This is a genomic window from Brevibacillus panacihumi W25 (assembly GCF_000503775.1).
Classification (GTDB): Bacteria; Bacillota; Bacilli; order Brevibacillales; family Brevibacillaceae; genus Brevibacillus; species Brevibacillus panacihumi_A.
This window is the reverse complement of record NZ_KI629782.1, coordinates 1,616,614-1,634,976: the sequence shown is the minus strand read 5'-3', so window position 1 is coordinate 1,634,976 and position 18,363 is coordinate 1,616,614. Positions and strand designations below refer to the sequence as shown.

General features: G+C 50.6%; 18 protein-coding genes, 1 pseudogene and 1 riboswitch. Of the genes and pseudogenes, 10 read left to right on the top strand and 9 right to left on the bottom strand.

Translation table 11 applies throughout. The features are described from left to right. Positions 1–32: 32 nt before the first annotated feature. From T458_RS37140 to T458_RS37130, 3 genes are all read right to left on the bottom strand, one after another. The gene (locus T458_RS37140; protein WP_023556109.1) at positions 33–731 is read right to left on the bottom strand and encodes a L,D-transpeptidase family protein; all 699 of its coding nucleotides are present in this window, start codon (positions 729–731) and stop codon (positions 33–35) included. Positions 732–854: 123 nt separating this feature from the next. Next, positions 855–1,214, bottom strand: a complete 360-nt coding sequence (locus T458_RS37135) for a VOC family protein (RefSeq protein WP_023556108.1) — start codon at positions 1,212–1,214, stop codon at positions 855–857. Positions 1,215–1,318: 104 nt separating this feature from the next. Next, positions 1,319–2,155 (bottom strand): MBL fold metallo-hydrolase, encoded by an 837-nt coding sequence (locus T458_RS37130; protein WP_023556107.1) that lies wholly within the window; start codon positions 2,153–2,155, stop codon positions 1,319–1,321. Between the two features lie 201 nt (positions 2,156–2,356). On the opposite strand from T458_RS37130, the gene T458_RS37125 reads away from it, so the two are divergent. Continuing rightward, the gene (locus T458_RS37125; protein WP_023556106.1) at positions 2,357–3,103 is read left to right on the top strand and encodes a hypothetical protein; all 747 of its coding nucleotides are present in this window, start codon (positions 2,357–2,359) and stop codon (positions 3,101–3,103) included. 33 nt (positions 3,104–3,136) lie between these two features. Here the strand turns inward: T458_RS37125 and T458_RS37120 are convergent, their stop codons facing one another. Together T458_RS37120 and T458_RS37115 are read right to left on the bottom strand one after the other, a co-directional pair. Then, positions 3,137–3,955 carry an SPL family radical SAM protein gene (locus tag T458_RS37120; protein WP_031305564.1) on the bottom strand — a complete coding sequence of 273 codons (819 nt, stop codon included), beginning with the start codon at positions 3,953–3,955 and terminating at the stop codon, positions 3,137–3,139. Positions 3,956–3,968: 13 nt separating this feature from the next. Beyond that, a complete protein-coding gene (locus tag T458_RS37115; protein ID WP_023556104.1) occupies positions 3,969–4,547 on the bottom strand; it encodes a bifunctional transcriptional activator/DNA repair enzyme AdaA in 579 nt (192 codons plus the stop codon). Positions 4,548–4,740: 193 nt separating this feature from the next. Between T458_RS37115 and T458_RS37110 the strand changes: the two genes are divergently transcribed. The 3 genes from T458_RS37110 to T458_RS37100 all read left to right on the top strand — a co-directional run bounded on the left by T458_RS37110 (position 4,741) and on the right by T458_RS37100 (position 7,123). Further along, positions 4,741–5,562, top strand: a complete 822-nt coding sequence (locus T458_RS37110) for an amino acid ABC transporter substrate-binding protein (protein WP_023556103.1) — start codon at positions 4,741–4,743, stop codon at positions 5,560–5,562. Positions 5,563–5,702: 140 nt separating this feature from the next. After that, positions 5,703–6,362 carry an amino acid ABC transporter permease gene (locus tag T458_RS37105; protein WP_023556102.1) on the top strand — a complete coding sequence of 220 codons (660 nt, stop codon included), beginning with the start codon at positions 5,703–5,705 and terminating at the stop codon, positions 6,360–6,362. 14 nt (positions 6,363–6,376) lie between these two features. After that, positions 6,377–7,123, top strand: a complete 747-nt coding sequence (locus T458_RS37100; RefSeq protein ID WP_023556101.1) for an amino acid ABC transporter ATP-binding protein — start codon at positions 6,377–6,379, stop codon at positions 7,121–7,123. A 105-nt stretch (positions 7,124–7,228) separates the two neighbouring features. Here the strand turns inward: T458_RS37100 and T458_RS37095 are convergent, their stop codons facing one another. Both T458_RS37095 and T458_RS37090 read right to left on the bottom strand, forming a co-directional pair. Next, positions 7,229–8,080: a transporter substrate-binding domain-containing protein gene (locus T458_RS37095; RefSeq protein ID WP_023556100.1), complete on the bottom strand. Its 852-nt coding sequence runs from the start codon at positions 8,078–8,080 to the stop codon at positions 7,229–7,231. A 95-nt stretch (positions 8,081–8,175) separates the two neighbouring features. Continuing rightward, entirely contained in the window at positions 8,176–10,149 is a 1,974-nt protein-coding gene (locus T458_RS37090; RefSeq protein ID WP_023556099.1) for a methyl-accepting chemotaxis protein, read from the bottom strand. A 72-nt stretch (positions 10,150–10,221) separates the two neighbouring features. Next, positions 10,222–10,322, bottom strand: a riboswitch (cyclic di-GMP riboswitch). Between the two features lie 278 nt (positions 10,323–10,600). Between T458_RS37090 and T458_RS37080 the strand changes: the two genes are divergently transcribed. From T458_RS37080 to T458_RS37060, 6 genes and pseudogenes are all read left to right on the top strand, one after another. Continuing rightward, entirely contained in the window at positions 10,601–11,749 is a 1,149-nt protein-coding gene (locus T458_RS37080) for an alpha-hydroxy-acid oxidizing protein (protein ID WP_023556097.1), read from the top strand. Positions 11,750–11,798: 49 nt separating this feature from the next. Next, positions 11,799–12,245: pseudogene (locus tag T458_RS57570) on the top strand (GNAT family N-acetyltransferase); the annotation flags it as partial. Beyond that, positions 12,234–12,713 carry a GNAT family N-acetyltransferase gene (locus T458_RS57565; protein ID WP_354702687.1) on the top strand — a complete coding sequence of 160 codons (480 nt, stop codon included), beginning with the start codon at positions 12,234–12,236 and terminating at the stop codon, positions 12,711–12,713. The pseudogene T458_RS57570 and the gene T458_RS57565, both read left to right, overlap by 12 nt. Positions 12,714–13,111: 398 nt before the next feature. Next, positions 13,112–13,567 carry a Cys-tRNA(Pro) deacylase gene (gene ybaK / locus T458_RS37070; protein WP_023556094.1) on the top strand — a complete coding sequence of 152 codons (456 nt, stop codon included), beginning with the start codon at positions 13,112–13,114 and terminating at the stop codon, positions 13,565–13,567. 4 nt (positions 13,568–13,571) lie between these two features. After that, positions 13,572–14,315, top strand: coding sequence for a hypothetical protein (locus T458_RS37065; RefSeq protein ID WP_144083820.1), 744 nt, complete (start codon positions 13,572–13,574; stop codon positions 14,313–14,315). Between the two features lie 168 nt (positions 14,316–14,483). Then, positions 14,484–16,601, top strand: coding sequence for a sensor domain-containing protein (locus tag T458_RS37060; protein ID WP_023556092.1), 2,118 nt, complete (start codon positions 14,484–14,486; stop codon positions 16,599–16,601). Between the two features lie 59 nt (positions 16,602–16,660). Here the strand turns inward: T458_RS37060 and nadD are convergent, their stop codons facing one another. Both nadD and T458_RS37050 read right to left on the bottom strand, forming a co-directional pair. Then, entirely contained in the window at positions 16,661–17,302 is a 642-nt protein-coding gene (gene nadD / locus T458_RS37055) for a nicotinate-nucleotide adenylyltransferase (RefSeq protein ID WP_023556091.1), read from the bottom strand. Between the two features lie 19 nt (positions 17,303–17,321). Further along, positions 17,322–18,227: a cysteine hydrolase family protein gene (locus tag T458_RS37050; protein WP_023556090.1), complete on the bottom strand. Its 906-nt coding sequence runs from the start codon at positions 18,225–18,227 to the stop codon at positions 17,322–17,324. Positions 18,228–18,363: the final 136 nt, after the last annotated feature.

Genomic DNA, 18,363 nt, shown 5'->3' with positions numbered 1-18,363 from the left:
TTGGCTGCCTCAAAGCCCAAGCGGTTTCTCTGTCATTCCACCAGTCCAAACTCCCGGTACATCCTCAGTGATACCACGCCATTCTCCGGAAGGCCGCGGTCACGTTGAAATTTTTTGAGGGCGGCCGTGGTGCTGGAACGAAATTTTCCATCGCAATCTCCGTGGAAATATCCTGCACTTTTCAAACGAGATTGGATCAACTGCACATCTCCACCGACGTCGCCCTCTGCTAAATTCCTCGGGTGATGGCTGGGATGCCCCAAAATATGCCCATAGATCGTGACTATTGTTTCGACCGGAATCATATCGAATAGCTCCATCACATCCCGGTTGTGCATGCGTATACAGCCATGGCTGAGGTGTTGTCCGATGGAATAGGGCTTGTTCGTTCCATGTATGCCGTAAATACCCCAAGGAACGTTTAATCCTAACCACCGCGGGCCAAAGGAAGGACCCCAATCTTTCCCTTTGTAGATGATTTTGTATTCCCCTACAGGTGTTGGTGTGGACGGGTTGCCGACCGCGACTGTATACGTTTTTACTTTTTGACCATGTTTTAGCACGATTAATTGGTGTTTTAAAGGATAAATCTCTATCGAGAAGATCCCCTGCTCATCGACAATAGGCAGCGACGTATCCGCATAAGCGAGTCCCGGCCTTATGCTAAATAGGAGCAAAAAAATGGTGGCAGCCCAAAAGGTAAGGAAATGCAGCCTGCGATTTGGATTCATTTTTCATACCCGATCCTCTATTTTTCCTTTAGTGTGCGCTGGCAAGGGTATCTTATTCCTTACTAGCGGCAGTAGGTGGGAGGACTTAGGAAGTGGGAAACTGCGGGCGCAGCCATTGTGAGCTTATTGGGAGGGCATGTGGGTAAGAATGTTGACGAGTTTGCCGAATGGATCGCGAACGAAGAATCGTCGAACTTCCCAAGGTTCGTCGGCTGGTCCGTATTCGATCGGATATCCGGCATTTTTCACGCGTTTGAGGGCAGTATCGACATCATCCACTTCTATGGATAAATCAGGAGTGGGGGTATCAGACCCTCCTTGTGAAGCGAAGCTGATCTGGACCGTCATTTTTTCATTCGTGCCATAGGTAGTAAGCCAGGCATGATCCATGATGGGGTGCATACCTAGCACATCCTGATAAAAGTGCTTTGCTTCGTCGATTTTATGTGTCTCGATATTGGCGACGATTCGTTTGACTTTCATAGAAATCCTCCATTTTTTGGGATTTCCCTTCATTATATGGTTGCTTTGCTAAAGGCGTCAATCAGCCCGCTGCAAGAGGGAGTATCTTTTTCGAGTTAAATCTATCATTGGTGAACCGGGCTGTATTTGCCGTAATCGGGAACGGCGACCTGATCAAAATGCTCGGTAAGCCAACGAAGGCCTGAAGAGAGCTGCTCACCAGACAGAGAAAGCCCATGGCCAGTCACGGCAACCGCCGGGTGCAAGGCTTCCAGTTTTTGTACCGACTCTCTGGCCGCCTGCCAATCAGTTGTGAAGTATCGAGGCGGGCCATTGATCTCCTGGGCCTGCAAGAGAACGTTGAACAAGGAATCTTGCTTGACATTGATGAACGCATCTCCAGCGATGAGAGAACGATCAGCATCGCGGAAGAAAGAGACATGTCCGGGGGAGTGCCCCGGTGTATGGATCCAGCGCCATCCGGGCATGTCTGGAATGCTGCCGTCGGAGGGCAATGCTTTGACACGATCCCCCAGATTGATCGCTTCATTCGGGAACATGCGGGACATTTTGGCGACAAGACCACCTTCTACCGTAGGGTCGGGTTCGGGGTATGGGGATTTTCCCGTCAAATAGGGAAGTTCCCTTTCGTGCGCATAAACGGGTACATCCCAGTGCTTTGACAGCTCGAGGACGGCTCCTACATGGTCAAAATGCCCGTGAGTCAAAAGGATGGCGGCGGGGGGATGGTCTTGACCGAATCGCTGTTCTGCTTCCGACAAAATGACATCCGCAGATTTCGGCATTCCGGTGTCCACGAGGAACCACCCCGTCTTTTCTCCCGGTTTGCCTGCAAAACAGACGTTGACGACCTGAATGCAAAAGCAGTAGATGTCGGGCCTGACCTCCTGCCCAACGCCACTGTCGATTGAAGTGACGGGAATAAAATCCTGATGCTCCATTGGGGGTCCTCCAGTCCAATCAAAAATTTGGTGAGAGCAGCTAGAATACGAATCTCTCTTTTGGGCAAAACTGACAGATGTACACTGTTCATAACCTTTTTCAACCCTCGCAGCCACGAGGGCTTTTTTTTCTGTACGGGACCAATCTGAAAATGGTAGACTCGATGGATACTACCATTTCTCAAAAATGTGGAGGAAAACATGAGAGCAGCGATTCCCTTGATTGTATTCTTCCTTGTCTTTTTCACGATAGGTTGTGTAAAGCAAGGGGAGGATATGCAAGAAACAGCGGCTTCCCCCAGTCCCGCAGCAGAAGAGAGGCCCGCAGCTGTCCCGGTACATGAGGAAAAAAGCGTGGAGTGGGCAGCCAACCGATTGCTTGAGATCTCGAACCGCTATTTTGAACGATTAGAAGCGGCTCAAGCTGCCGATCTCCCTTTTGAAAAATTTCGCATTCAAATATCCGGCGACATGACAGACCATTTTATTTCTGAGGAAAAAATGGAGGAATTTTATCAGGTGCGGGTCGGATTGACAGCCTTGTACCTGTTTCACTATGAGCCTGGTGCGCTGGCTGCGCGTACGACCATCCTGGAGCAGAATGCAGAGCGGATCGTGGTGAAAACGATGTGGTTCGCCAATGAATTAAACAGCGGCTATTATGAAATCAGCACGCTCATCAATCAAGAGGGAAAATGGCTGCTGGATGAAAGGCAGCGTGAAGAATTGACGGAGAAAGGCTTCCAGCTCTCCATCGAGGAAGCGACGATCTATATGAAGGCCTTTCCGTTTTATGAAAAGCCGGTAACCACTGTAGACACCATTCAATTGGAGGATGTTCCAGGAGAGTATGGGCGTTTTTATCAGTTCATGTGTGACGGTAACCCCTACTACATCTCTCCGGTCGATGGATATGTGTTGCATAAAAAAATGGAAAATGTCAGGTGAACGAAACCAGCCAAAGCATGGCTGGTTTTTTCATTAAGGGGCGAACCCTTTCTGGCTGACGAGCACTTGCCCTGGGGCAAAAACCTCTGTCAGTCTGTCGTACACGAGCTGATAGGCTGACGGATCATACCATTCGGGCAGGCCCAATTTCTCATAAAGAGAGGAAATGCCGAGCTTCTTGGTTCTTTTGCCGCCGCTGCCGTCACCCATAAAAAAATCATCGATGCACACCCGGTCTGCCACAGCACGCAGCTTGTGAGCAAAAGCCTCACTGCTAGGCAAGACGGGGGCAATGGTGGCTTGTGTCGGAATGTCCGCGGCTGCCAGAAGTTCAAGGGTCTTGAGGCGAGCGGCAATCGGAGGGGCATTTGGGGTAAACGCTCTCTTGATCTCCTCCAGATCCGTCTCTACGGTCATGCTGACGCGCACGCGGTCCTTCAACTCCTGCAGCAAGTCTATATCGCGACGGACGAGCGGACTGCGGGTTTGGACGAGGAGAAAATCAGGCGGGTCTTCTGCTATGACTGTCAAGAGAGACCGCGTCACCTGTTCGGAGTATTCAACTGGCTGGTAGGGGTCCGTGCTGGAAGACATAAATATCGTGACGGGTCCCTTTGCCTTGGCCCGCGCAAGTTCCTTTCGCAGCAAGGCGGCGGCCTCCTGTTTGATGTTGACCCAGGTTCCCCATTCTTTTTTATGAAAAAGCGATACGGGCATTTGGCGCACATAACAATAAGTACAGCCAAATGAGCAACCGGAATAAGGATTCAGGGAGTGGGTATAATCGGTCAGAAATCCCGTACCTTTATTCAGAAGGGACTTCGGGTATGTGGCGAAGCATTCATAACCCATCTTCTTGACCTCGCTAGCTTCCATGATTTGTAGAGACAGCAGGCTGCTCCCGATGGTTTTGACGAAACGCGGTAGGAGTTAGCCCGGTGCTTTTGCGAAACAGGGTGATGAAATACGGAGTGTTGGCGATGCCGACAGAACGGGCGATTTCCGCGACAGATGTATCAGTATGGGCTAAACATGCCATGGCTTTGTTTATTCTCTTCTGCTGGATGTAGGCCACCGGAGTCATCCCCGTGATTCGTTTGAATGTGCGATGCAGGTGATACATGCTGCCATGGCACATCTCTGCCAGCTTATCCAGAGTCAGCCTCTCGGAGTAGTGGGCATCGATGAAACGAGTGATCTGCTCAACCCAGTCGCTGTCCGGCAATAGCTGACCAGTCGGCTTGCAGCGCTTGCAAGGGCGAAAGCCGGAAGCCGATGCTTCATTTGCATCCGAAAAGATCCGCACATTTTCGATGTTGGGCGGTTTGGATTTGCATGAGGGTTTGCAAAAAATACGTGTCGTTTTAACAGCGTAAATAAACTGATTGTCATAGCTGGAATCATTGTGAATGATTGCCTGCCATTTTTCATTCGTCATTTCCATTGGCCTCACCTCTACAAACAGTATACCTCGCAGGGCGCCCCACTGTACGGAAGGGAGAATAAAAAAGCAAGATTGCGAAAAAATCTGTGTTTTTTCAATCCTATCGACTCTTTTGAAATCATGTGCTATCATGATACCTTGTTAACGTACTACCACTTTAATAAGATAAAAAGAAGATTTGAGGGGGATATTCATGAAAAAACTGGCAGCATTCTGTCTGATGGTAGGAACCGTATTTTCACTTGTAGTCGGCTGTTCCAGCGCGCCGTCTGCTTCCGGGGGTTCTGAAGCAAATGCGCCTGCAGATGCCGGGAAGAGCCAGGAAGCAGCAAAACTGGTGATTGGAATTGATGACAAATTTGCGCCGATGGGATTCCGCGATGACAACAACGAATTGGTCGGCTTCGATATTGATTACGCCAAAGCGGCTGGCGAGAAAATGGGACGCGAAATCGTCTTCCAGCCCATCGATTGGAGCTCCAAGGAGTCCGAGTTGAACAGCGGACGCATCGACTTGATCTGGAATGGCTACACGATTACGGATGAACGCAAAGAAAAAGTCTTGTTCACCAAGCCATACCTAGAAAACGCACAGGTAATTGTGACAGTGGCGAACTCCGATCTGCACAAAATCGACGATCTGGCTGACAAGACAGTAGGTCTGCAAAAGCTGTCTTCCGCCTTGGATGCTTTGAACGCACATCCGATCAAAGACAAGGTAAAAACCGTCTCTGAATTCGCTGACAACGTGCTTGCTTTGAATGACCTGAAAATTGGCCGCGTCGATGCTGTTGTCATTGACAAAGTCGTAGCAGACTATTACATGGCAAAAGATGAGGGCACCTTCAAGTTCCTCGAAGATTCGCTTGCGCCAGAACAGTACGGCATTGGCGTGAAAAAAGGCAATGAAGCGCTGCTGGAAGAATTGCAAAAAGCGCTGGATGAGTTGAGCGCTGACGGCACAGCCGCGAAAATCTCGGAAAAATGGTTTGGCGAAGATCGTGTGTTAAAATAAGACAATCAGTACATCGTAAGCAAAACCGGATCGTGGGCAAAGCCGGTTTTGCTTTCGGCTTTTAGAAGAGGGCTTCCGGCTGTTGCAAGAGCTGTTAAGCTCATATGCAAGCTCAAGTTTTTGAAATAGGAGATGCGAGGATGAGCATTGATTATCTGATCAAAATAACCATACCCATGCTGCAAGGGGCGCAGATGACCGTTCTTCTGTTTTTCATCGCGATCATCGCCTCGATTCCCCTGGGCTTTCTGATAACGCTGATGGCAAAAAGCAGCAATAGGGGACTGGCTGCAATCGCCCACACCTACATCTATGTGATGCGCGGCACGCCTTTGCTGCTGCAATTGCTGTTCATCTGTTTTGGTCTGCCGCTGCTGCCTGTCGTCGGGGAGTACCTGGTCATGGATCGCTTCGTCGCTGCCTGTGTCGGATTTATCCTCAACTATGCGGCTTACTTCGCAGAAATCTTCCGCGGGGGGCTGCTGGCGATCGACAAGGGTCAGTATGAAGCAGCACAGGTATTGGGCTTTAGCAAATGGCAGACGACTCGCAAGATCATCTTGCCGCAGATGTTTCGCGTAGCTCTTCCGGCTGTCGCGAACGAATCGATTACTCTTGTGAAGGATACCGCCTTGCTGTATGCCGTAGCGGTGCCCGAGCTGTTGCACTTCGCCCAGACGGCCGTGAATCGTGATTTTACGATCATGCCTTTCTTTGTGGCGGGGGTCATCTACTTGCTGATGACGCTATTGTTGACGCTCTTCTTTAAGTGGTTGGAGAGAAGATCCAAATTCGAATAGAGGGAATGGCAAATATGGCGATCATGCGTGTTTCAAATCTGAAAAAGTCCTATGGCAATCTGGAAGTTTTGAAAAAAGTGACCTTTGAGATCGAGAAAAACGATGTGGTTGCGGTCATTGGCCCCTCTGGCTCGGGTAAAAGCACCATGCTGCGAAGTCTCGTCCACCTGGAGCAGATCGACGCAGGGAGCATCCAAATCGGCGACGAGTTTTTGGTGAAGGACGGCAAGTATGCCAGCGTGCAGGAGATCAAACAGATTACAGCCCGGATGGGAATGGTTTTTCAGCACTTCAATCTCTTTCCTCATCTCACGGTAAAAGAAAATCTCGAACTGGCGCCGCGGATCGTCAAAGGAGAAGCGGAAGCTGAGGTAGACAAAAGGAGCAAAGAGCTTTTGGCGAAAGTCGGGTTGTCGGACAAAGCGGACGCGTATCCGTCCAAACTGTCCGGCGGTCAAAAACAACGCGTGGCGATCGCGCGTGCCCTGATGATGAAGCCGGACATCTTGCTGTTTGACGAGCCTACCTCCGCTCTCGATCCGGAATTGACCGGCGAGGTGCTGCAGGTGATCAAGCAATTGGCGGAGGAGCATATGACCATGATCGTGGTTACGCACGAGATGGGCTTTGCTCGAGAGGTCGCCAATCAGGTGATGTTTATGGACAATGGAGAGTTCATTGAGTCTGGCGAGCCAGAGTCCTTTTTCCGCAACCCGCAATCGGATCGGGCCAAGGCGTTCCTGCAGCGGGTCTTGTCTTGATTCACGTTCGTATGAAAAAGCAACCAACTTCTGCTGCGTAGCTGAGGCTGGTTGCTTTTTTTAGCCCCGTTTGGTCATCCAAACAGGGCTTGTGTGTTCATTGTCTTATTGAATCCATTTATGGAACAGCTCTTCGAATTTTCCTTGCAGCTTCATTTCATCCATCCATACATCCAGGTAGCTTGCGAAAATGAAATCTCCGCGCGGAATCATATAAGCTTTTTCACTCTTGGTAAACGGATTGTCTGTCAGAGCCGCATACAGGCGGGAATCTGCCTTGGAGTACACCATAGCTTCGATCGTATCGGTAATCATGACGTCATAGGTACCGTTTGCGACCAGCCCTGGAATGTCGAGATTGTTTTCGACGACCGTGACAGTAGCGTTGGTCAGATGCTCACGCACGAACTTTTCGTTGGTTCCGCCCGGATTTACTCCAATGCGAACGGATGGCTTGTTGATATCCTCGACGCTTTTGTACTTGTCCTTGTCTACCGCACGGATCAGCGGCGCTTTTCCGAATTGGATGTAAGGATCGCCCATGTGAGCTGTTTTTTCGCGGTCGGTGTTGCGGGTCACGCCGCCGACGGCAATATCAAACTTGTCTGCCAAGAGATCGTTCATCATCGTCGACCACGAGGTTTGCACAAAGCGCACTTCGACACCCAGGCTTTTCGCAAATTCCTTCATGGCATCGATATCGTACCCTTCATATTCGTTCGTTTTCGGATTCAAATATGTGAACGGTTTATAGTCCCCGGTCGTACCCACGAGAATGTACCCCCGCGCGATGATGGCGTCCAAACGGGACTCAAACTTTTTGTTTTCCTGTTTTTTGGCGGCTTCTGCGGCCGCGGTTGGAGCTGCCTGGCTCGTTGCGGCAAACGCTCCTGTTCCTGTCATCAGCATAGTAGCAGCGAGCCCCCCCGCCATGATAGTTTTTACGTACTTTTTCATAAGTTTCTCCTCCTGGTTGTAGATATGAACTCAATTCAGACAAGCAAACTGCCTCATCCCTTGCATCGCATCCCCCCTTTCAAAAGGGAATGGTCTTACAGTGTGAACTTGCCTACTCCGTGCCGCAGCTCTTCCGCCACCGCATTCAACCGTTCGGCCGATGCAGCGATGTCCTGAATCGCCTGGAGCTGCTCTGCTGCAGCTTCTACTACGGTCTGGGAATCCTCGGAAGCACGCTTGGCAATCTGGTGCATTTCATCTACAGAAGCGCTGACTTGCTGGGAGCCTGCAGACATCTGTTCGGATGCTGCCGACACCTCCAAGATGTGTCCGGCGACGTTGCGGGACGACTCGAGGATATGGTCAAAAATGTTCCGCACTTCCTGGATCAGTTGAATGCCATCCTGCGCATTTTGATTGCTCTCGTTCATCACGTCGACTGCATGTCGGGTATCCTGCTGGATTTCTCCGATCAACTGCGCGATTTTGGATGCCGACTCTTCTGACTGGTTCGCCAATTTTTTTACTTCTCCAGCCACTACGGCGAATCCGCGCCCGTGCTCGCCCGCTCGTGCGGCCTCAATCGAGGCGTTCAATGCAAGCAAATTGATTTGCGAAGTCAACTGACTGATGGTATCGAGAATGCCCTCAATTTCTTTGGAGCGGCCGTTCAGCCGTTCGATTGCTTCTGCCGCTTTGCTCGTCCCATCGCCGATGCTGCCCATTTGATGGACGGCTTGCTCTACAACAGCTGTTCCTTGCTCGGCCTGTTGGGCTGCCTCACGAGCCGATTCAGAGACATGAGACGAGGTTTCTGCGATTTTTACGATTCCGGAAGCCATTTCGTTCATGGACATAGCCACTTCCTGGGAGCTGTTCGATTGTGCCTGTGCCCCATTGGAAATCTGGGCAATGGAAGCGCCGATCCGGTTTACGTGTTCGGTCGCATGCTCAATCCCGGCTGAGACTTCCCGCGTAAACAGCAGCACTTGCTCAGACGACAGAGAGACTCCCTCGATCAGGTTCTTCAAGTGGGACACGGTCTGGTTGAAGTCCCGAGATAAAACGGCAATCTCGTCTTTTCCTTCCACGGTCACCGTCTCTGTCAGATTGCCTTGTGCCACGACGTTGACTGCTTGATTCAGACACTGGATTGGTTTGACCAGACGGACTGCCAGGAAGTACACCAGCAAGATCCCGACGATCAATACAGCCAGCGAGATGACAATCAGTTTGATCGACAGCTCATTGACAGGCGCATGCAGCTCTGTGGTCGGAGCCGTAATGAATACGCCCCAGTTCAGCTTGGTGCTGGCAAACGAGGCAAAGTGGGCTGTTTGGTCCTGCTGGTATTGGATGATGCCGTGGCCGCCCACTTGGATCGCTTCAAACGCTTTTTGCAGCTCGGCAATATTTGCATCCATCACCGACTCCTTCAGGATCAGCTCTTCGTTCGGATGCCAGATATACGTCCCTTTTTTACTGACCAGCAGGGCGTATCCGCTTTGGCCGAATGTTTCTTCAGAAACGGTTTTTTGGATTTCATTGATGGGAATGGTGGAACCAATATAGCCGTACTGGCGATTGTCCTTCATCAACGGTACGATGACGGTCACGATGTTGTTGCCCGTCCGCTGGGAAACAACGGGCTCGGAGACGATGATTTTCCCTTCTCCCTTTCCGGCTTCCTGAAAATGAGGACGGTCAGACGGATTGGTCACCTCTCCTTTGAAGTTAATGACCTTTGTGCCGCTTAAATCATAGGAAAAAAAGAATGTTTCAAATTGCGGATTTTTCTTCTGTGCCTCCTGGATCAACCTCAGGTCATGGTCGAAGTTGTTATCCGCCGACATGATTTTTCCTATGGTTTCAACGACCCCGATTTTTTCCTGAAAGAAACTGTCGATGCGGATGGAAAGATTGTTCGCTGCCAATTCCGCTTCTTTGTCCAAGCTGGAAGCCAACAGCCTCGAAGAGCTCCAGTAGCTGGCACTGCAAACAATAGCCAAACTGAAAACCAGGAGCAGGCACATGACGACAATCAACTTTCTTCGCAAGCTAGCTTTCATCGATAATTCGTTCCTCCTATCCTTTTGGTGCAACAAAAACAACTGCCATCCGACAGCCTTCTGAGCTTGCGGTATGGCAACCCGGCTATCTTAGCAGCAGTCTTGCACGTCTGCGCTGCCTTAGACCCGTGGCTTTGCGTCCCTGTTTTTCAACAGGTTTGCCTTTGTCATTTTTTGTCGTTCTCAATGTGCAGTATGAAATGTGATAGCCATGAACCTGATCGGCTTGTCCACCGTTTTTTTTTGTACCCCCAATTCTATGGATGTAAACATTTTTCACGAAAATGAAAAATTCCGTTTTTTCAAGCAATACGGTGTCTTGAAAGAAAGCAGGCAGAGGAATCTTTTGGCAGCGAAGTATAAAAAAGATTGGTGCAATTCCAACAGAGAGGTGTAACATGAAGTGGATAAGGAATGTAACATCGAAGAGGAAGAAAAGGAGTTGTCACATATGTCTTTTGTTGAGAATAAGGAATCCTTCTTGTTTACCAAGGTAGATAAATCGACGGAGTCCCTTCCCATCTCATTTGAAGACTGGGAAAGACTGGCGCGTGAACGGGTTCCTGCTGGACCGTTTGATTACACGGCAGGAGGGTCTGTGGAGGAGCAGACGCTGGCTGCCAATCGCGCAGCTTTTTCCCGCTGGGCGATTGTACCTCGGATGCTGCGTGACGTAACGAATCGGTCAATGGCGATCACGCTGTTTAACCAGCAGCTGAAAACCCCTGTCCTGCTGGCGCCAGTAGGCATGCAGGCCATCTCTCACCCTGAAGGAGAGCTGGCGACAGCACGTGCTGCGGCGCAAGCAGGTGTACCGCTTGTGGTGAGCACGGTCTCCTCCCACTCGATGGAGCAGATCGCAGAGGTAATGGGGGACGCCCCCCGCTGGTATCAGCTCTACTGGTCGACAGATCGTGAAGTGAGTGCAAGCATGGTCAGAAGAGCTGAAGCGGCTGGATATTCCGCCATCGTCTTGACCGTCGACACCATCATGCTGGGCTGGAAGCGGCGCGATTTTAAAAACGGCTATTCCCCGCTGCGGGAAGGCAAGGGAATGGCGAACTACATCAGCGATCCCGTTTTCTGCTCCCGCCTGTCGGAAGTGACGCCTGAGAATGCGGTAGAGGAAATCCTCCGCACGATCTACACCCCGGCTTTGACCTGGAGCGATATCGATTATTTGCGCGAGCATACCTCCCTGCCGATTCTGGTCAAGGGCATCCTGCATCCTGACGATGCCAAACTGGCGGTGGAGCACGGGGTGGACGGCATTATTGTCTCCAATCACGGCGGACGTCAAGTGGACGGAGCGATTGCTACCCTCGATGCCCTGCCAACGATCGCTGAAGTGGTGCAGGGGCGGATTCCGGTATTGCTGGACAGCGGTGTTCGGACGGGCCCAGATGTAGTGAAGGCTATTGCGCTCGGTGCGAATGCTGTCCTGATTGGGCGTCCGTTTGTCTATGGGCTGGCAGTAGCCGGGGAAAAGGGCGTGGCAAGTGTAGTGGATACGCTGCTTCATGAACTGGATGTTACGTTGGCTTTGTCAGGCTGCGCTTCCCTTGCCGATGTGAACCGAAGCATCCTGACACGTCAATAATTATGGATCATGGCTCAGTTGCATGAAGTCAGCGGAAGGGCGGTATATGATGGATATTCGATTCATGCCGGTGACAAGGGGCAATTGGGAAGAGGCGCTGCTGCTTCGGGTGACGGAGGAGCAGGCGAAGTTTGTGCCGACAGTTGCGATTTCGCTGGCGAAAGTGTCTATCAAGCCGGACGGGGATCAGGTCGAGTATCTGCCGTTTGCCATTTATGACGGAGAACGCATGGTTGGGTTTATCATGCATGCTTTTGAAGCGGATACACGCGACAGCTTTTGGATCAACGGTTTTCTAATAGATGCTCGTTTTCAAGGGAGGGGTTATGGAAAGGCTGCTTTTGCCGCCATGCTCCGGGATATTCAAAAGCGGTCGCCTCACTGCGAGGAAATTCGTTTGACGGTGCATCCAGCCAATGGAACAGCGAGAAGACTCTATGAAGGCTTTGGCTTTCGGGATACGGGCAAGCTTTTCGGGGATGAGATGCTGTATCGGCATCCACTGAAAAAAGAGCAGCCATTCTGCTTGGAGCGTGTAAGTGAGCTGTTCACGACTGAAATCCAGCATCTTGTGACGGAAGCAACGGCCGAAGGGCATTTGTTCATGCAGCGGCTTATCGAAGAATATGAAAGCGGGCAAAATCGTTTTGACAAGGCTGGCGAGGCGCTATTTGTCGCACGCTTGGATGAGCGGATCGTGGGGGTCTGCGGGCTCAATCTCGATCCGTACGAGAGAGATCCGGATGTAGGGCGCGTTCGCCATCTATTTGTAGAACAGTCTGTTCGGAAGATGGGAATTGCCCGAACCTTGGTCTCAGAGGTGGTCAGGGAGGCAGCCAATCACTATCGAATACTTTTGCTGCGCACGAGAAACCCTGCAGCCGACCAGTTGTACCGTTCGCTTGGCTTCTCTACCCCAACCGTTTATCACCATGCAACTCACCAGATGCGATTCACAAGATAGAAAAGCACCAGGTGATCCGACGAGATGCTCCATGAGAAGCCCAAAAAAGTGAGGGAGCAGGAAAAGCTGGTCGAGGAAAAAGGAGAGAAAAGCGAAGGCATTTGGGATCTTGACCCAGGCGTAACGGAAAAGGCGGAACACGCATTCAGCGGCCAACCTTGTACAACATCTTCGAACTGGCTGCTTTTGGCCGCGGTTCCGCCTTTGGAGTGGAGACGGACAGGTCGACCCCCAGCGAAGATCCCACCCCGCCTAAGCGTTCTCTCCTTTTTCCTCTGCTTGACTACAGCTGGAGGACCACAAAAACAAAAGGATGCGGGTGATCTTCCCGTGTCTTTTTTACTTCCAGGGAACTGGTAAAATGAAAAGGGATAAAGCCCAAGAGCAAGGAGTATCTCATGAAAACCGGAAAAACAAATGCCATGCGGATTTTGGACAAGGAAAAAATCACATATACCATGCTGACCTACAGCGCCGATGACGGTGAAAAAATCGGCAGAGAGCCGGGAGTCGTGTACAAAACCCTGATCGCCCAAGGTACCGGAAAGGGATATTACGTCTTTGTCATCCCTGTCGAAGCAGAACTGGACCTGAAGAAGGCTGCCAAGGCTGTCAGCGAGAAAAAGATCGAAATGATTCCGGTCAAAGATATCACAGCAGTCACGGGATATATACGCGGCGGCTGCTCGCCGATCGGGATGAAAAAGCAGTTTCCCACGATTATCGATCAGCATGCGCAAGCGCTGGATGTGATGATTGTCAGCGGAGGACAAATCGGTGTCCAGATCGAAATTCACCCAGAAGCGCTCAGGAAAATGACCAAAGCAGTTTGGGCAGATGTTATATTGGGGTGAAAAAATGAAATATTTGGTTGCATGTCTAGCCATTTCGTTATCCCTATTTGGAGTTACATCGAGTCATGAGGATAACTCAGCAACAGCTGATTCAGCTAACCAAGATCAAGCAAGAATCATCTCGCTTCAATTCGAACCGATAGTCAACGAGAACGAAAAAATCACATTCGTACAGGGACAGGACAAGGGAGAAGTCATAGAAAGGAGGAAGATTGCTGACGATGAGTTTTTCCTCTATAAAAAAGCGAATGATCTGTACGAAGAATTGTACGGCGGGCTCCGAATCGGCGAGAAGGACTATCACTTCGGTCAAATCGGCTACGGAAACGACACAAGCGCAATCACGATTGAGTCCGTAGAAGCCCTGGGAAGGAAGCTCCTAAAAGTAAATGGATTCAGGGGAGCCAATTATCGGGTGACGTATTATCTTCACTTGCAAAATCAAGTCCCAAGCGTGTTTCTTTACGTTGACGGGGGTGCCCATTATGAAGGAGAGTTGGACGGGGATCCCGTAATCATCGGCTCACACGCGGCGAGTACTTCTTTTCAGACGATCCTGTACAGGATGGAAGGCGAGAAGCTGGTTTTCGCCGATCTTAACAAACAACTGCATGAGGCAGACAGCGTGCGTGTTACGGACAACCTGCTTTTTGAAGTACGCCATCAAGCTGACTCCATTCCCCAATTGTACACGTATCAGAATAAAAGACTCCTCCCGTTGACCCGTACAGCACCAGTATCCGAATAATAGCTTTGCTCTGCCTGTTTTTCCAAAGTTTACAAAACTGTCAGCAATTTTCGGAGGGTTCGCGTTCCACCTCTCCTTTTCCGTGATACAATCGAATCGATAGTTCTTTCGGATCATACATAAAGAGAAATGCAATTACATGCGTATTTTCGAAGAAAGGATCTCAACATGGCTAATGATATGATCGTTCAACTTTCTGACCAGGACTGGGAAGAATTGCTGCACGAAAAAGATGAAAAGCTGAAACGGGCATTGCGGGAGTTGGCTGATGTCAGGTACGCGCTGGATCAATCCACCATCGTCGCGATCACCGATCAACGAGGCAAGATCCTCTTTGCCAATGACCAGTTTTGCCGAATTTCCGGGTACGAGCGTAATGAATTGATCGGACAAGACCATCGGCTGCTTAACTCCGGGACGCATCCGAAAAGTTTTTTCAAACAAATGTGGGCGACCATTGGCGCGGGGCAAATCTGGCGCGGAGAAGTTCGCAATCGCGCTAAAGACGGAAAATTTTACTGGGTGGATACCACAATCGTCCCATTCGTCAACCAGCAGGGAAATATCTATCAGTACGTCTCCATCCGCAGTGACATCACGGACCGCAAGCTGATGGAAGAAGAAGTAAGAAAAAGCGAGGAGCAGTACCGCATCATCGCCGAAAATACGTCCGATATCATTTCCATGATCGATAAAGCCGGAAATTGCCTGTATCTTTCTCCGTCTCATCGGACTGTTCTCGACCATGATGTGCCGGAAGAGAAAATCCAGAATCTGTTGGATTGGGTGACCAAAGAGGACCGCGGCATCATGGAGTACGCGATCGAGCATGTATGCAGCACCCGTAAGGAATATACGGCAGAGTGCAGGCTCACATCCGGCGGCAAACAAATCTGGACAGAGACCAAGCTCAATCCCATTCTCGATGAGAGCGGGGAAGTTCATACTCTCCTCCTGGTCACGCGTGATATCACCGAGCGCAAACATTCGGAAGAGACGATCCATCATCTGGCCTACCATGACGCTTTGACGGATTTGCCGAATCGGCGCATGTACATTCAACATCTGGGGCGGGAGATCATTTCGGCCAAGCGCTTTCAGTCCAATCTGGCTGTTTTATTCCTCGATCTGGATCGGTTCAAGGATGTCAACGATTCCTTCGGCCACGATGTCGGGGACCTGCTTTTGATCGAAACAGCCAGGCGTTTGAAAACCTGCGTCAAACAAGGCGATATCGTCGCCAGACTAGGCGGAGATGAGTTTACGATTCTGGTGAGCCAGTTATCGGGAAGGAAGCATGCGGAAGAGATTGCCAACCGCATCATCCAGGAGTTGGAAAAGCCTTTTGTGTGGAATGGTCATGAATTCAATATTTCCTGCAGCATCGGCATCTCGCTATTCCCTGATGACGGGGAGCAGGCGGAGGATTTGTTGAAGCGGGCCGATACGGCATTGTATACTGTCAAGTCGCGCGGACGCAACGGCTACGATTTCTTCGATCCGACCATGGAAACCAAGTCGCTTGAGCGGATTCTGATGGAAAACGAGCTGCGCAAAGCGATCGAGCAGAAGCATTTTGAAATCTACTACCAACCGAAGATGGATATCGGTTCGAAGCAGCTTGTGGGCATGGAGGCTCTCGTCCGCTGGATTCACCCCGAGCTGGGCATGATCCCGCCGAATCGCTTCATTCCGATCGCAGAGGAGACTGGGATGATCCTGCCGCTTGGCGAGTGGATTTTGCGGGAGGCTTGCAGGCAGAACAAGGAGTGGCATGAGCAGGGGTATGAGCTGAAGGTGTCCGTCAATCTGTCGGCAAGACAAATCTATCAAAAGGATCTGGTAGAGAACATCCGGCAGATTCTAAACGATACGAAATTGGATCCAAAATGGCTGGAGCTGGAAATTACCGAAAGCATTTTCGTGAAAATGGAGGAAGCAACGCCCGTTCTGCAAGAAATCAGGGAAGAGGGCATTCAGATCTCTATTGACGACTTCGGTACAGGATACAGCTCCTTTAGCTACATCAAGAGCCTACCCGTCGATACGATCAAAATCGACGCCTCGTTCATTCGCGATGTACACCACAATCAGGAGAGCCAGGCAATCGTGAAGGCGATCGTGACGATTGCGGAAAGCCTCAATATGAACGTCGTCGCCGAGGGGATCGAGTTGACGGATCAGGCAGAGGCTTTGCAGTTGAACGGCTGTGATCAGGGACAGGGATATTTGTTCAGCAAGCCGTTGGCAAAGCAAGATTTTGACCATTACTTAAAAGCAAAATAATCATGAAAAAACAGAGTGCTCCAGAGGTAGCGTCGCTACATGGGGCACTCTGATCCTTTTCAACCATCTACAATGCTTTGATACAGCCCGTGTTCATAAATGTATTGCAGGCAGGCATCCGGCAGCAAAAAGCTGGGATCTCCTCCTTTGCGAATCTCATCCCGAATGTAAGTGGAGCTGATCCCCATATTGATGCCCTTGCTCATGATGAGAAAATGCTCGTCGTTGTTGCGCAAAAGCGGATCATCTGCGATCAGGTCGGCAGAAGGATAGCCTTCCCGCGACATGACGATGAAGTTGAACTGTGAGATCAGCTTCTGGGCATTCCCCCAGTTGGACATTCCTCGCAACAAGTCCGATCCCATAATGAAGAACAGTTCGTCGTCCGGGTATTTTTTGCGCATGTGGACCATTGTGTCGTAGGTATACGTCTCGCCAGGCAACGCATCCATCTCGACAGTCGAGATCTCGAACAGCGGTTCGCCGAAGCGATTTTTTTTGTGTGTGGACGTCGATAGCGCAATACGCAGCATTTCCAGGCGATGATGATCCTGGGTTTGCAGCTTTTTGTCGTGACGCAAGGAGGAGCAAGGAACAAAGATCACCTTGTCGAGACGCTTGCGATGCGCCACCGTAGCTGCTGTAAACAGATGGCTGTATGTGATTGGGTCGAAGCTGCTCCCGTAGATGCCAATCCGCATGAGATTCATTCCTTTCGAGTTACCATCTGTAGTCCGTGCTTCGCGTCACAGTAATTTCATAGGCGTCCTGCCAGGCAGCGAAGGTTTCTTCCGTCGAAGCCTCGAAGCCGGGAATGCTGCTCATGCAATCCGCAAGAACCACGATCCGCGAGGTCATGTCTTTATCTTCGCCAAAATAGTCCAGGATCTGTCGCAGAGATTCCAGCACGCAATGGGATTTTGCTTCGCCTGCGATAAAGATTCTTTCATACGCTCTGAGGCTTTCCAGGAAAGCGTGCGAAGCTTCGTCGCCGGGACCGAATTCCGGTTTGATGATGCCGTACATTTCCGTGAGCGGGTCCTTGCCCTTGACGATTCGGATGGGCGCTGATTGACGCACGACAGAATGGAAGTAGACCATATTGGCGAATTGTCCTTCCAAAGCAGCGCCGAAGCTTCCCTCCAGGCAATGGTACGGCCAGATGCAAAGCTCCTTTTTGCTGTGCTGCGCCAGGTGGCTTACGTAAGCCAGACTTTCTTCCGGATGGCGAACCGCCCGCCATTTTCCGCTCCGCACATCTTCCTCCGTAATGATGGTGAAGGGAGCGGGATGCTGCCCTGCCTCGTCAATCCACCAACTAGGATGGAAGATCTGTTGCGGTTGGTGAGTGTCCAAGGAGACGGCGACCTGCGTGATTTTTTCCATATGATCATACAAAAAACGGGCCGCGCGCAGGACGTCCTGATGAGAACCCGGGACACCCAGCTCCCCATGCTCCATGAAATCATTTTGCATATCGATGGCGAGGAACAAGGTTTTGCCCTTATCGCGTTCGGCGGCAGGGATGTTCTCCTCTGCGGCAAGCGCCAACAACTGGTTGAGACGAATCTGCGACACCTGCCCGATCGCTGATTCCGCACATAGCTCATGAAAAAGCGTCTTCATGCTCGTGCACTCCTTTCGATGAAGCTGCTCTTACTAAGTATTTAAGCCAAAATGGGCGAAACATTCAATACACTGTCCCCTAAGTTCTCCAGAAGTTCCAAATTAGTAACAGAAAAAACCATTGTAATGACCAATA